The 14,090-nt window shown below is 68.7% G+C and carries 11 protein-coding genes and 4 pseudogenes; 8 read left to right on the top strand and 7 right to left on the bottom strand.

What is annotated here, in order from left to right:
• Window positions 1-3 precede the first annotated feature (3 nt).
• Window positions 4-4,224 carry a S8 family serine peptidase gene (locus tag ACFT7S_RS20255; RefSeq protein ID WP_382733682.1) on the bottom strand — a complete coding sequence of 1,407 codons (4,221 nt, stop codon included), beginning with the start codon at window positions 4,222-4,224 and terminating at the stop codon, window positions 4-6.
• Between the two features lie 90 nt (window positions 4,225-4,314).
• Between ACFT7S_RS20255 and ACFT7S_RS20250 the strand changes: the two genes are divergently transcribed.
• Window positions 4,315-5,268, top strand: coding sequence for a helix-turn-helix domain-containing protein (locus tag ACFT7S_RS20250; RefSeq protein ID WP_382733679.1), 954 nt, complete (start codon window positions 4,315-4,317; stop codon window positions 5,266-5,268).
• Between the two features lie 28 nt (window positions 5,269-5,296).
• On the opposite strand, the gene ACFT7S_RS20245 is transcribed toward ACFT7S_RS20250, so the two are convergent.
• The 3 genes and pseudogenes from ACFT7S_RS20245 to ACFT7S_RS20235 form a co-directional block, all read right to left on the bottom strand.
• On the bottom strand, window positions 5,297-5,443 hold the full coding sequence (locus ACFT7S_RS20245; protein ID WP_382733936.1) for a hypothetical protein: 147 nt from the start codon (window positions 5,441-5,443) through the stop codon (window positions 5,297-5,299).
• A 52-nt stretch (window positions 5,444-5,495) separates the two neighbouring features.
• A pseudogene (locus ACFT7S_RS20240) lies at window positions 5,496-5,783 on the bottom strand (DUF6461 domain-containing protein); the annotation flags it as partial.
• Between the two features lie 414 nt (window positions 5,784-6,197).
• A complete protein-coding gene (locus tag ACFT7S_RS20235) occupies window positions 6,198-6,998 on the bottom strand; it encodes a helix-turn-helix domain-containing protein (protein WP_382733677.1) in 801 nt (266 codons plus the stop codon).
• An 88-nt stretch (window positions 6,999-7,086) separates the two neighbouring features.
• On the opposite strand from ACFT7S_RS20235, the gene ACFT7S_RS20230 reads away from it, so the two are divergent.
• Window positions 7,087-7,455 (top strand): nuclear transport factor 2 family protein, encoded by a 369-nt coding sequence (locus ACFT7S_RS20230; RefSeq protein WP_382733674.1) that lies wholly within the window; start codon window positions 7,087-7,089, stop codon window positions 7,453-7,455.
• Between the two features lie 1,059 nt (window positions 7,456-8,514).
• Here the strand turns inward: ACFT7S_RS20230 and ACFT7S_RS20225 are convergent.
• Window positions 8,515-9,057: a hypothetical protein gene (locus tag ACFT7S_RS20225; protein WP_382733672.1), complete on the bottom strand. Its 543-nt coding sequence runs from the start codon at window positions 9,055-9,057 to the stop codon at window positions 8,515-8,517.
• A gap of 482 nt (window positions 9,058-9,539) precedes the next feature.
• Here ACFT7S_RS20225 and ACFT7S_RS20220 point away from each other — a divergent pair, with 482 nt between their 5' ends.
• From ACFT7S_RS20220 to ACFT7S_RS20200, 5 genes and pseudogenes are all read left to right on the top strand, one after another.
• Complete coding sequence (locus ACFT7S_RS20220; RefSeq protein ID WP_382733669.1) at window positions 9,540-9,977, top strand: hypothetical protein; 438 nt, start codon at window positions 9,540-9,542, stop codon at window positions 9,975-9,977.
• Between the two features lie 80 nt (window positions 9,978-10,057).
• Window positions 10,058-10,639: a transposase family protein gene (locus ACFT7S_RS20215; RefSeq protein WP_382733666.1), complete on the top strand. Its 582-nt coding sequence runs from the start codon at window positions 10,058-10,060 to the stop codon at window positions 10,637-10,639.
• Window positions 10,599-10,721: pseudogene (locus tag ACFT7S_RS20210) on the top strand (IS5/IS1182 family transposase); the annotation flags it as partial. The gene ACFT7S_RS20215 and the pseudogene ACFT7S_RS20210, both read left to right, overlap by 41 nt.
• A gap of 73 nt (window positions 10,722-10,794) precedes the next feature.
• The gene (locus ACFT7S_RS20205; protein WP_382733935.1) at window positions 10,795-11,070 is read left to right on the top strand and encodes a hypothetical protein; all 276 of its coding nucleotides are present in this window, start codon (window positions 10,795-10,797) and stop codon (window positions 11,068-11,070) included.
• A 28-nt stretch (window positions 11,071-11,098) separates the two neighbouring features.
• Window positions 11,099-11,371 (top strand): annotated as a pseudogene (locus ACFT7S_RS20200) (IS630 family transposase); the annotation flags it as partial.
• On the opposite strand, the pseudogene ACFT7S_RS20195 reads toward ACFT7S_RS20200, so the two are convergent.
• Window positions 11,313-11,519: pseudogene (locus ACFT7S_RS20195) on the bottom strand (hypothetical protein); the annotation flags it as partial. The pseudogenes ACFT7S_RS20200 and ACFT7S_RS20195 overlap by 59 nt on opposite strands.
• On the opposite strand from ACFT7S_RS20195, the gene ACFT7S_RS20190 reads away from it, so the two are divergent.
• Complete coding sequence (locus tag ACFT7S_RS20190; protein WP_382733663.1) at window positions 11,482-12,570, top strand: amidase; 1,089 nt, start codon at window positions 11,482-11,484, stop codon at window positions 12,568-12,570. The pseudogene ACFT7S_RS20195 and the gene ACFT7S_RS20190 overlap by 38 nt on opposite strands.
• 13 nt (window positions 12,571-12,583) lie before the next feature.
• On the opposite strand, the gene ACFT7S_RS20185 is transcribed toward ACFT7S_RS20190, so the two are convergent.
• Window positions 12,584-13,774, bottom strand: a complete 1,191-nt coding sequence (locus tag ACFT7S_RS20185; RefSeq protein WP_382733662.1) for a hypothetical protein — start codon at window positions 13,772-13,774, stop codon at window positions 12,584-12,586.
• Window positions 13,775-14,090 lie beyond the last annotated feature (316 nt).

Raw genomic sequence — 14,090 nt, 5'->3', positions numbered from 1 at the left:
GGATCAGCGGCGCACCGTCATGCGGTGCACACCGCCGTCGACCGTGCCGACATAGAGTGTGCGGCCGTCAGCGGCGGCGGCCAGCTTGGTGGTGTTGGTGTTCTGCAGGCCGCTGGAGACGTTCTGCCACGTCAGACCGCCGTCTGTGCTGCGCAGCACACCCCGGCCGCCTTGGATGAGGCCGGATGCGGAGGAGCCGGTGGTGGCCGCGTAGAGCGCTCCGCCGACCCGCAGCAGGTCCGAGACGTGGATCGCGAGCGCGCCGGTGTCGGCGGTACGGAAGGTCTTGCCGGAGTCGCTGCTGACCCGCACGGACGAGCCGCCGACGACCACGCGCCGGCCGTCCAGCGCGATCGCGGAGACAGGACCTTCGGCGACCTTGGTCTTGGTGACGCCGCCGTCGTCGGAGCGGTACAGGCCCGAGGCGTTGCCGAGCCAGACGCGCAGCGGATCGCGAGGGTCACCGGTCATGACGTCGAAGGGGCGCTCGTGGAAGAGGTTCTTCCAGGTCGTGCCGCCGTCGGCGGTAACGAACAGCCCGTGGCCGAACGCGCTCTTGAAGCTGACCGTCACCCGGTTCGGGTCGGCCGGATGGACCAGGATCGCGGTCGGTGTCTCCGACGACGTGCCCTTCAGCCGCCACGTCCTCCCGGCGTCGCTGCTGCTGGAGACCTTGAAGACGCCGGTCGCGGCGCGCCGGACCTTCCAGATGACCTCGGAGTCCTTGGCCGAGACGGCGAGATGCGACGTGGTGACGCCGACCATGCCCTCCCCGCCGGACTGGCCCCAGTCGGGGCCGGTCACGGGAATCGCGGTGCCGTAGGTGCCGTTCGCCGTCCCGGCGAGCAGTCGCCCGCCGCTGACCGCGAGGGCGAGGGTGGTTCGGCCCTGGATGCCGATTCGCCGGTAACCGGTGCCGTCGGCCGAGCCGCGGTACAGGCCGTCCTGTTCGCTGGACACGGTCACCGAGCCGTCGGCCCAGCGGTCGTAGTCCATCGGGATCGCGGCCTTCGAGGGGGCGGTGACGGTCTTCCAGGTCTTGCCGTGGTCGCGGCTCAGGCGCCCCGCGCCGAGCAGCGTGCGCAGATACAGGTCGCCGCCGGAGACGGTCAGTCCGTTTCCGCCGCTCTGGACGGCCAGCAGTGTGGACCAGGTGCGGCCCTTGTCGTAGGAGCCGAGAACGCCCACGCCTGGAATGTGCGCCGCCACCACGGTGGAGTCGGCCGCCATGCCGTGGACGGTCTGTTGCGGCTTGTCGAGGACGAGTTGTGCCGTACCGGGGTCGCCCGTGCCGACGCCGTCGATCCGCCAGACGCCGGTGAAGGTCGCCAGGTACAGGGTGTCGCCGACGAGGGAGGCCTTGCGGACGCCGCCGGTCACGCCGGTGGGGTACGTGGCCCAGTGGTCGCCCGCGTCCGTGCTGACCAGCAGCGCGTCGTCGACCACCGCGACGAGTGTGCGGGTCCGCTCGTCCGCGACGAACGCGTCGATGCGTGCGTCGGGCACGTCGAGCGTGCGCCAGGTGCGGCCGTTGTCGTCGGTGCGCAGGATCGTGCCCCGGCGAGTGGGGTCGTCGACCGAGTTCACGGCGTACCACCAGCGGTCGGGGCGCCGGGCGTCGACCACGAGCGGTCCGGTGCCGTCGGCGACCGGAAGCCGGCCCAACTGGCGCCAGTTGGCGCCGTTGTCGGTCGTCAGCCAGGGGGCGGCCTTGTTGTACTGCGTCACGACGGCCTGCTTCGGCCGGGCGGGCGAGAGAGCGACGTCGCCGGCCTCGCTGTTCGGGCCGATGGGCGCCCAGCGGCTGGCGCGACTGTTGGCGGGCGTGACCTCGAAGGCGCTGACGCCGGTGAGGTGCCGGCCGGTGGTGGTCGTGGCGCGCGCGGTCACCCGGTAGGCGCCGGCCGCCTCGCCGGTCACAGCGGCCTGGTAGTAGCCGGCGCCGTTCATGGTGGTGGGGAGCGTGACGGGCTTGCCGCGCGGCGGTGTGACGGTGAGAACCGGCGGTGCGTTCAGCGCGGTGGGCGAGGCGATGTGCACGGTGGAGTGGCCGTCACTCGGGTCGGGGGCCGCCTGGACGACCAGGTGCCGGACGACGAGCAGGTACGGCAGCCGGATGGCTGGGCCGCGCGCGGGGGTGGCAGTGATCCGGCCACTGATCTCCGTGTCGGTGCTCGGGCGGCCGACGCGCAGGGTGACGGTGACGGTCGCGGTGTCCCCGGCGGGCACGGTGACACGCTCCGGGGAGACCGTGGTGGGACCGGTGCTGCTGAGCGTGGTGGTCAGCGGCTGCGTGCCGGGGTTGTGCAGTCGTACCTTCGCGGTGGCGTCGACGGTCGTGCCCGCCAGGTCGGCGAGGCCGAACGACACGGACGACGGAGAGGTGCTGAGGGTGGCCGAGGCGGCGGCCGCCACGTCGAGCCGTCCGTTGCCCTGGGTGGTGGGGCTCGTGCCGGTGAGCTGCTTCGCGGCGCCGACCAGCGCGGACCTGATCTCGTCGGGGTTGTGGCCGGGACGCAACTGGCGCAGCAGCGCGGCGGCTCCGGCGACATGGGGGCTCGCCATCGAGGTGCCCGACAGGCGGTACGTGCTTGTCCCGAACGCCGCGGGGACCGTGGAACGGACCTCCACGCCGGGTGCGACCAGGTCGGGCTTCAGGCCGAAGCGCGCCAGGGGGCCGCGCGAGGAGAACGAGGCGATCTCGTCGGTGGAGTCGCTACCGCGCAGCGTGACGGAGACCTTCCCGGCGGCCAGCTCGCGGCTCAACTGGGCGTACTGGGTCGCGTCGATGCCCATGACGACGAGGCGGTCCATGCGCAGCGAGTCACCTGAGGCGCGGGTCCGGGCGGTGTCGATGTGTGCGGGCGAGGCCGGTGCCTGCACCGTTCCCGGCGTGGCGGCGAGCACGGGTCCGTCGTTGGACGAAAGGCCGCCGAGCACGGCGAGCACGCCACGTTTCTCGGCTTCGCGCGCCCACTCGATGTGCTCCAGCGACAGCATCTCGGTGCTCGGCGGCACCAGAAGTTCGGCCCGTACGATTTTGCCGCGTACGTCACCGGCCCTGTCCCAGTCCTCCGCGGTCCCCTTGCCGACGTCCACGAGCGCGGCGGTGACCGGCTGCTGGGGCGGATTCGCGGACACGATGCCACGGTACGTCTGGATCAACTCGGGTTCTTTGCCCGCCAGGTACGCGCTGGGGAGCCGCACCCCGCTGGTGGAGGCACCGACCGCGATCACGCCGTCGGCAGACGCCGGGGTGTTGACGGTGCCGCCGCCCGGCCCATCGTTGCCCGCCGCCGCGACGACGACCACCCCGGCTCGCACGGCCGCGGTCGCCGCGCGTCCCAGCGGGTCGGTGCCGTCACCGGGACCGCCGAGGCTCATGTTGATGACGTCGGCCGGGTAGGGGTTGGCCGGGTCGGTCGCCGCCTCGAGCCCGGCGATGATGTCCGAGGTGTAGCCGCTGCCGTCGTCGGAAGTGACCTTGTAGGCCAGCAGGCGCGCGTCGGGCGCCATGCCGGTGACACCGCCCTTCTCGGCGGCCTTGCCCGCGACGATGCCCGCGACGTGGGTGCCGTGGCCGTTGTCGTCCATCGGATCGTTGTCGCCGTTGGCGAAGTCGAACCCGCCGACGACCTTGCGGCCCTTGCCGAAGCCGCCGCCCAGGTCGGGGTGGGTGTAGTCCACGCCGCTGTCCAGGATCGCCACGACGGTGCCCTTGCCGGTGGCGTTCACCCCGGACGGGTCCTGGCGCTGCCAGACGGCGGGGGCGCCGGTCAGCGGCACGCTGACGTCCGTCCGCACCCGGACCCGGGTGTCGGGGTGGACGGCGGTGACCCCCGGCAGTGCGGCCAGCCGTGCCATCTCGGAAGCGGGCACCGTCATCGCCACGGCGTTGACGAGCAGGCCGAGTTTGCGGGGCGAGGCCGGGTGCAGTCCGGCCTTCCGCGCTGCGCCGACGAAGGTGTCCTGCCGCGCAGCCAGTGCCTGCCGGGCGGCGCCGACACCGGAGACGGTGCCGCCGGACCGGGACGTGAGCGAGCCTTCGGGCGCGGCGGTGACCGCGGCGTTCCCGGACAGTTCGACGAGCACCCGCTGGCGCGGGTCGGGCGTGGTCGCGGTCGCGGTCGTGGCACCCGGTATCGCGGTGAGTGTCCCGGCGAGCACGACGGCTGTGACCGTGATGACCGCCGCGCGACGTGATCTTCGTGAGTTCGTAGCCATAGGGTAGGTCCTAATGCCGAAGTCACTCGCCGTACAACAGATCTTGATGGCCCATTGCTGCCGCTGGCACACGTGGGCCACTATCCGCATATGACCTCCGAGCTCACCGCCGCAGGCATCGACCCGTTCGACGAGAGCGTCTACCGGGCCGTGTTGACCCGTCGTACGGCGGCCCCGGCCGAACTCGCCGCCGATCTCGGCTGTTCCCCGGTCCGCGTGGTCAGGGCGCTGGACAGGCTGCGTGACCACGGCCTGGTCGGTCGGCTCGCGGGCGTCCGCCGCCGGTACGCGGCCATCGAACCGGGAGCCGCGGTGGAGGCCCTGGTGCGGGCCAGGACTTCAGAACTGGACCAAGTCCGTTCTGCGGCAGGTGAGTTGTCCCGCCTCTTCGCGGCGGCGCAGACCGGCGACACGACCGAGGACGAGGTGGAGATCACCACCGGCCGTGAGGCGCTCGGCCGCTGGTTCGTCCGCCTTCAGCAGGAGGCGCGCGAGGACGTCATGACGCTGGACCGGCCTCCGTACGCCCTGACCACCTCCAACCCGGTGGAGGCCACGGCGATGGGGCGCGGCGTACACTACCGCGCGGTCTACGCTCCCGAGGCGCTGGAGTGGCCGGGGGTGCTCGACGACATCCGCGAACTCGTGCGCCACGGCGAGGAGGCGCGGGTGATGCCTGGCCTGCGCATCAAACTCGCCATCGCGGACCGCCGGTTGGCGCTGATGCCGCTCTCCCTGGACCTCAACGACGTGCGCGCCGCGGTCATCCGACCCTCCACCTTGCTGGACGCCCTCACCGACTACTGGGAGCTGTGCTGGAAACAGGCCCTTCCGCTCAACGCCCCCGCCGATGACCCGCTCGGCGAGGAGGACCGCATGGTGCTCACCCTCCTGGTCAGCGGCCTCAAGGACGAGGCGATCGCGCGCCAGCTCGGCTGGTCGGTCCGCACCATGCGCCGGCGCATGAGTCATCTCCACGAACTGCTGGGCTCCGCGAACCGCTTCCAGGCTGGCGTCGTCGCCACCCGCAGAGGCTGGCTCTGACCCACCGCCGGATCCGGCGGCCTTCGAGCTAGGGCGCGACCCGCGTCAGGGGAAGCAGCGTGCCGCTCCAGCGCTCTTCGTCGTCGCCGGGCAGGGTGAGGCGTATACCGAAGGCGTCCTCCAGCAGCGCCAGGAACGCTGTGCAGAGGCGCCGGTTGACCAGAGACGAGCCCAAGCGGCCTCATGAAGTCGTCGAGCCGTGCCGGCTCCTGCCCCGTCGGTGCGATCGCCTGAAGGGTGTGGAAGTCGACGACGGATTCCCCGTCGACTGCGTACTTGAACCAGTGCATCGGCTTCTCGTTGTAATGGAGAGCGACGGCCTCTGTCCCCACGGATGCGGCGCTCAGGATGCGCTCATCGAGTCCGTGCGTGCCGCCCTGTTCCCACGCCCACGTCCAGAGGCCGTCGGTGCCGGTGGTGGCGACCGGTTCGTCCTCGTCGTACAGGCCGTCGCCCAAGTCGTCCGACAAGTCGGTCGCTTCGCGGGGTGCCAGAGTCTCCGGGGCCGCCTTCATCCGGGTGAGCAGCTCAGCGGGGGAGACATCCCGTACGAAGGTCAGTGTGTAGAAGGGGAAGTTCCCCCGCCGGAACAGGTCGAGGGCGCGGCCCGTGGATCCATTCGTCATCCGGCGGATGCTGCCACACGGCACTGACACCCCGCCGCACCACGGCTCCGACCCCCGTACGCCCGCGAGCCTCCCGCGACGACGGGGGCCACCGGGTCGCGGTTTCTTGCACTACTCGGCCGTCGCCAGGACTCTGTCGGCGGCGGGGCCCATGCCTGGCGCGTCCGAGGGAGCCAGGTTGGTACCGATCAGCAAAACGCGCCCGACGTCTCGGGGTCGGCTCAGTTGCCGAGCCCGGCAGGTCGCCAGTCGCTGCAAAGCCCTCGCCGCACGTTCCGACGTGACATGGACAAGCGGCTGGGCCTACACCCCGGGGTTCGTGCCGGTCTCCGCCGGACGAGCGATGCTTCGCAAGATGGCGGCGCTCTCGGGGTCTGCCGGATAGTAGGACTCGATCGAGATCTCTTCGAGCGTGATGTCCTGAGGGGTTCCGAACGTCGTGATGGTCGAGAACAATCTCAATTCGCCTTCTGGGAGGCGGAAGATCATCGGAGTCGCCACCTCCGACTCCAACTGAGGGACTGATCCGTCAGGCTCGTACTCCGCGAGGAACTCGTCAAACAGGGCGCCGACCATCGGATCACCGGTCTTGGCGACTTGGCGCGACAACCGGGCACGAAAGAGCGAACGAACTTCGGCCAGGTTGACGATCCGGGACGCGAGACCCCGCGGATCAAGCCCGAGCCGCACCATGTTGACCGGAGCGACGAGCAGATCGGGATCGACGTCTGCGAGGAAGCGATCGACCGGTGCGTTGACCATCAAGATGTTCCAACGCCGATCCACGACCAACGCCGGATAGGGCTCGTGTGCATGCAGCACCCTGGCCACGGCATCCCGAACCGCCGACATGTCCGGCTCGTCGAGCGGCCGCTCGCGATACTGCGGCGCGAACCCAGCGGCCACCAGCAGACGATTGCGATGCCGCAGCGGCACCTCGAGCTGAACCGCGAGCCGAAGCACGATCTCGGCGCTCGGCCGGGATCGGCCCGTCTCGACGAGGCTGACGTACCGCGGCGAAATGCCCGCCGCCAGCGCGAGATCGAGCTGGCTCAGCCGTCGGCTGTGCCGCCACTCGCGCAACAGGCCGCCTACCGTCTCCACAGGATCGACCTTAGTCGCACCGTCCGACCACGGTCCATGAACTCCGAGTTCATCGACAGTCCTCGACCACGCCGCCACACTCCTGGACATGAGCACTGACTACAGGAATCTGGTCCTGAACTGCCTGGAGCTGTATGGCAAAGCCGACCTCGATGCCGTCGCACCGCTGCTGCGCGATGACTACGTGGATCACGGGCTGCCGTTCCAGACCTCCACGAAAGCGGATTGGATCGCCGCAGCGCGGAAACTGCCCCTCGCCGAGATGCGGATCGACATCCGCCGTCTTGTGGCAGAAGGCGACTACGTGACGATGTTCTCCCGGCGGTGGCTGCCCGGAGGCGAGCTCGACATTGTGGTGGCCGATATCTTCCGTCTCCAGGACGGCCTGATTGCCGAGCGCTGGGAGATCGTCGAACAGATCGCGGCAGATGCTCCGAATCCGGTGGCGACCTTGTGAGCCAGCCGGCCGAGTCGTCGGCGCCCGGGTGCCGTGCTCGGTCGCTCCCTCTTTCGTGGTCAGCGGGGAGCAAGACACCACGTTCGTACTCCTGGTTCCAGCGGGAGTTGGGGCCTTGGCGCTCCGGTGGAGCTCAGTCATCCATTGCCCCGTCGGTCCGCTCCCGTAGGAAGTCGGCACGGTCGCCCTTCAGGTGCGCCACCACAGCTCGCGTACGGAGAGGCTCTCGTCGCTCGTACACCCCACGCTGTTGGAGACCTGCTCGGAGTCCAGGTTCCAGCCGACGACACCATTGCCCTTGCGGCCCAGCTCGGGGAGGCGGTTGCTCTCGGTCTGCTGTTACCGCGCCCCGGAACGGGTGTGCGGGAAGTGCGGCCAGATCCGGCACGTATCGAAGCGTGGCGAGAGCGGCGAACCCGGGCTCTTCGCTACCTGTCGCGTCATCGAAGGTGTTTGCACTGCCTGTGGCCGCTTCCGCCCGGGGAAGCATGTGCGGCAGGCGGGTGGAGCCTTCCACTGCAACAGCTGCCGTCCTCGCCGACTGCACCAGTGCGGAGACTGCGGCCGTACGGACCGCAGCCTGCCGTCCTGGCCGGTCGGCCCGCTCTGCCCTACCTGTTACGGACGTCGACGCCGCAATCCGGCCGCCTGCACCCTCTGCGGCACCACCCGGGTGTTGGTGGGATCAACCGAAGCCGGCGGCGAGGCATGCGGGCCCTGCTGAGGCATCGACGTCGACTTGCCTCCAGGCGGATCCGCCAAGAGGCGGTGAACGGGTCCTCCGTCGGACCAGACGTGGTGGACGAGCTCCGCTCAGCCCTGGAGTACATCCAGGAGGCGTGCGGGCGGTTGGCTGTCCGCATGCTCAATCAGATCGAAGTCATCACGACGAGCCCTCTGCCATCACCAGGCTAGTGGCTCGGCTCGCATCGTTGGCCGGGTAATCAACCTGCTGTCCGGCGGTCAGCAGACCGTCTCCAGGACCTGAAGAAGGGCGTGGTCCCTGCCCCGAACTGTCCGGAGCAGGGACCACGCATCTCTCTGGAAGGAACGACTCCGTCAGGAGCCGACCCGCTCGTAGCGGAGGGAGGTGTAGCCGTAGGCGTCGGAGTAGATCCGGCCGATGGTTGCCGTCCCGACGGCATCGATCCGCCGGGCCTGCAGCCGGATCGTCGTCGGCTTCTTCACTCTGATCAGCTCGCTGATCGGTGCGGTCTGATTGCCACCCACCTCGGCATCACCCGCGTTGGCGTCGATGATCTGGTTGACGAGTCGCCGGCTCTCCGGCACGGCGGTGCCGGATGTGACGTTCCACAGCCGTGCGGTGATGAAGGTGTTGACCGGGGGAAGGCCTTGGAGGCGCCCGCGGACGTCTGCGTTGAGTTCGTAGGTGCCGGTCCTGGGGAGGGTGATTTCCAGGGGAGTGTTGGTCCAGGCGCCAGCCGGCAGGTTGACTTGGGTGTGCAGATGCTTGATTCCTGTGGCCGCTGATGATGCAGGCGAAGCCGTGCTGGTGTCGCTCTGCGCAGCTACCGCGGTAGTGGCGCCAACAAGCAGTGCTGTCGCTGCGATGGCAGTGAAGCCGGTGCGCCTGGTCGGCATATTTTCTCCTGAACATAGGCGGATGAGATGTGCCCTCTACAAGGTACAAATCCACACACGACGGATATAGCCGCTGAAGGAGTGATGACAGATCCCGAGGTAGCCACTTACAAGCGGGCGTACGCCCCTGTTCCAGGCGGACCGACGCCCCTCCTCCAGGCTCACAGGCCGGACAAACACTCCTGGGCGACGCCCCACGACCACCTCCACGATCACAATCTGGAAGCAGCTGCCGTGCAACGGACGGAGGATCAGTTAGCTGGCTAACGGCCTGGGGAGGATTAGAGGATCCTTCTGATTCACTGAGGCACATGGGGATCGGGGTACTCATCACACGGACGAGACGGCTGGCGGAACACGAGGGGCGGTGGATGGCGAGCCTCGGGCTGTGGGTGGCTCGGCGCTCAAACGGGGTCGGGGACGCGGACATCGCGGTCGGGTACGCGCGGGCTCAGGCGCCAACGGCGTATGGACTGGTTTTCGTGTTCGTGGTTGAGACGGTCGGGGTGTCCTTCATGCTCGCCCCGTATCCGGTCGCTCACCTGGTCATGCTGCTGCTCGACCTCTACACCGTGTTTCTGGTGCTGGGGCTGCACGCCGCCGCAGTCACACGCCCACACGTCGTGGGGCCGGACGGGCTGCGAGTGCGGCGCGGTACGCGGCTTGATCTGCGGATACCGCTGGACCTGATCGCGTCCGCCCGTTACGACCTCCAGTTCCCGGACGCGAACAAGTCCGAGGACGGTGTTCTAGACGTGGCTGTCGCGTCGCAGACTTCGATCACTGTCCACTTGGCCCGCCCAGTCACCACCGTGAGTCTGTGGGGGCGGCGCGCGGAGGTTCATACGATCCGCTGCCACGCCGACGAACCACAGACCGCTGTCGCAGCGATCAAGAAGCTGCTGCCGATCGATAGCTGACTGGATCGGCTTTGTCACCGCAGATCGGTCATACGCAACCGCGGCGTGACATGAGAAGAACCGCACGAGTTAGGTGAGTTGTGAAGCTGACCTGGGCCCGTGCGGCCTGCTCCCATCCTGCCCTGTCCGGTGTCTCCCGCGCACACTTCGGCGAGTTGCTCGACGAAATCGCGTCTCCATGGGCAGCAGCTCGCGAGTCGGCTCTACGTGATCAGCGTGGCGGCCCCCGGCGTCGATCGGTGGGGGCCGGACGTAAGCCGAAACTGCTCTTGACCGACCGGCTGCTGGTCACCCTCGTACACCCGCGGCACGGGCTGGCGCACGCGGTCCTGGCCGAGTTCTTTGACGTGGGCCGCTCCACTGTCTCCACCGCGATCCGCCAGGTCCGTAATCTGCTGGCGGCCCGGGGGTTCGCCGTCCCTGACCGTCGCGGCCTGAGGCTGAAGACGTTGGAGGACGTCTTCGCCACTCCGAGGCCGAGGAGGTCGAGCTGCGGCTGGACGGGGCGGAGACGCAGGTTCGGCGCCCGCAGACGGGCCGGCCCGGCCGCCGGGCATCGTCTCAGGCAAGCGCAGGCAGAACACAATCAAGACGACGACGTTCAGCGACGGCCAAGGACGCATGCTGTTGTCCGGAGTCGTGCGACCGGGCCGTATGCATGATCAGACAGCGGTCCGCAGCGAGGGCATCGCCGAGCAGTTCCGCCATCGTCCCCGTGTGAAAGCCAGGGTCGACTCCGGGTATCAGGGGCTGGCCAAAGAGTTTCCCCGTCAGGTCAGCGCCCCACCGAAGAAGCCGACGGGCGAAGCCTGCGCCGGTGACAAAATACGCCGGGCGCGAGGCGCGGCGCCGCCAGTCCTCGGCCCGGATCTGCGTCGAGCACACCAACGCCGAACTGCGGCAGTGGGCTCCGCTCCGGCGGTTCACCGGCCGCCGTGAAACGTATGCCGAGACCCACATCGCGATCGCCTGCCTTGTCTCGGACAAAGCCGCCAAGCGCCCCAGCCGCCCACGGACAAGCACCGGTCCTTGCGTCGTCTCGAACACTCCGGACTCTCCCGACCACTCCGACGAGCGCCGGGTAGGAGAATAGCCACGGTCCGAATAGGGCCCCTTTGCCAGTAGTCAAGAAGGCCCGCGTCGAACACCTCTACGCGATCGCCGACGGCGAGGTCATACCCGACGAGGGCGAGCCCGAAGTCATCTTCTGCATTGGACGGGTTCGGCCCGCTCAACCTCATGCCCCACCCCGGGAAGCAGTGGGCCAAACGCGGCGGCAAGTACAAGGACCCAACCGTGAGCCGCGCCGGCGGCGCCGGGCGACCTACCACCGCTACGGCGGGGTACGGCACTTGTTCGCCGCCCTGGACCTGGCCAAAGACAAGCCCCGTGGACGATGTGGCTGCGGTTCAGCTTGGTGCTCACCTGGACGGTGAGGTCGTAGGACTGCAGGGCCGTGTACGTGTACGGGGTGTCGGGCGCCGCGAGGACGAAGTTGCCGCCCATGCCGACGAACACCTTCACCTCGCCGCGATGCATCGCCGCCCCCGAGTTCTCCATCGCGACCTTCACGCACAGCCGGCTGTGGGGTGTGACCCGCAACCCGTGGAACCCCCGGTTCACCCATGGCGGCTCCTCCGGCGGAGCGCGTGCCGCCCTCGCCGCGGGCACCACGCTGCTCGCCTCGGCCTCCGACATCGGCGGCTCCACGCGCATCCCCGCCGCCTTCACCGGCACCGTCGGCTTCAAGGCCCCCTACGGACGTATCCCGGGGGTCGCGCCGCTGTCCGCCGACCACTACCGCGTCCACGGACCGATGGCCCGGACCGTGGACGACTGCCTCGCCTTCGCCAACGTACTAGCGGGCCCGGACCCGCGTGATCATGTGTCGCTGCGCCCGAAGCTGGTCCTGCCGAGCGCATACGACCCGGTCGCGGGGATGCGTATCGCGCTGTGCGTCCGCCTCGGCGCATACGACGTCCACCCGGAGGTCGAGGCCAACACCCGCGCACTCGCCCAGGCGCTGACGGATGCGGGCGCGGAGGTCGAGGAGATCGAACTCCCCTGGACCAAGCAGGACATCCTCATATGCCTCGCGGCGCACTTCTCTGCCATCTTCGGCGCGGTCGTCTCCGAGGTCGAGGCGGCACACCGCGAGCAGATGTCGGCGTACGCGGCGGCGTTCGCCGACAACATGGCGGTCGCCCGTGAGCGCATCAGCTACCTGGATGGCCTGCGGGTGGAGACCAGACTGCAGCGCGAGCTTGGCGAGGCGATGGCCCCCTTCGACGCCTTGATCTGTCCCACCTCGGCCGTCCCCGGCCTGCCCGCCGGGGACGACCTGCTGGGGCGGCTGGTGGTGAACGGCGAGGACCACGGCGAGCCGCTGTGGGCGCCGATGACCCTTCCCTTCAACATCAGCAACCGCTGCCCGGTCCTCAACGTGGCCAGCGGTCGGTCGAGTTGGGGTCTGCCGACGGGAGTCCAGATCGTCGGCCACACCTACGACGATCCGACCGTCTTCCGCATCGGCAAGGCACTGGAGCAGCTCCGCCCCTGGGCCTACACCCCGGATCACCAGCCGGCTCTGTGACGGAGTTACGTCGTCACTCCTGAGCCTTCTCCCTCCGGACCGGGCAGGCGGACGCCGCTGTCCTGGCGGAGGCGGTGGGCAACCTGCCCGGTCCGCCGAGCTGGTTCAGGATTTCGCCGGAGATCAAGTCCTCCTTGCCCTTGAACGCATCGGCGACCACCGGATCGGTGGGGAAGACCATCTCGGCTGCGACATTGTCCTGCACGATACGGGCGAGATTGTCCAGGGCTACAAAGACCGGGTCCCGGGGAACTTCGACGGTCGGCAGGTCGATCAGGTGCGTGGCGACCTTCGCCGGATTCATGCACCGTTCGATGATGACCGACGCCTGATTCAGCTCGGAAGTCGTCCAGATCGACAGCACGACCGTATACAGGTCCTGCCATGCCTGATTGCCGATCCGGTTCCGCCACTGACGCATAAGACCTTCCACACCGGAGATCTGCGCCTCGGCCGCATACGTCATATTCGTGCGGATGCTGGGGTACGTCCTGCCCGAGAACTCCTGGAACGACGCCATGTCGAACGTTCCGCGCCCCACGGAATCACTGATGAACGTGAGCGATTCGTCGAGAATCCTTCCGCAGGAAATCTCCAGCTCGCGCGACAGGTTCGCTTCACCGAGCCGCTGACGGGCGGTCGTGAGCGTGACGGCGTAGTCCTGAAGCGGGCTGATCCAGCCGTCCGCCCGAGGTCCCTCGAACGCGACCATATCCAGGTCGTGCGGGTCGATGCGGTCGGCATTGGGGAGGTTGGGGACCTTGTCACTCACGTACGCCGCGATGGTCGAGAAGATCCCTTGAGGTACATGACTGATCGACTTGGCCAGCTCGAACACCTCGGGCACAGGGCTGACGGATTCCTGGCTCCCGTCGTGAACGAGGGTGAACCTGCCGCCCTTGGCGTCGTTCTGGACGACGATGACCGGACTCAGGCGACTGATCAGTTCGGACTTGAGCGCGGCGTAGTTGGTTCGCATACCGGCGTTGGCGGCACGAATCGCGTCGCGCGCCGCGAGCTGGGCGTCCGTCGCGGCTGCGCCCGCATGCGCGGTGGCGGCGGAGGCCGGCGGGGAGCTGCCAAGGAGCGTCGCAGTGCCGGCTGCGGATACGCCGCCGAGAAATCCTCTGCGTGTGGCCATGTCCTGTCCTTCTGCCTTCGCTGAAAGCTGTGCGTTCTGTCCTGGCGCGGCGCCGCGGGACATTTTCTACGAAGTAACGCGGCCTGCGCGGTCGCCACGCACGATCCGAAGGAAAGAGATGGCCGTCCTCGTCTGGCTTTTGTTAGCCGTCATACCTGTCCGAAACGCATCCGCGCGGCGACTATGGATCGGCATATACGCCGGTGCCTCCCTGCTCATCCTCCTGGGCGCGTTCATATACAGCGCAGATGGCCGGCGCGGCTTGTCGGCCGATACCGTTCAGGAGCCCGTATCCACCGCCTTATGACCGGCAGCCCTTCCCACCTGTGCAGCAGCAGCCCGCCCCCCAGGGCCCTTCCTCGGGGCATCCTGTGCCACC

Origin of the sequence: Streptomyces sp. NPDC057136 (genome assembly GCF_042670885.1) — a bacterium.
Lineage (GTDB): Bacteria > Actinomycetota > Actinomycetes > Streptomycetales > Streptomycetaceae > Streptomyces.
Note: the sequence above shows the minus strand (reverse complement) of the source record. Positions and strands in the feature narration are given on the sequence as shown.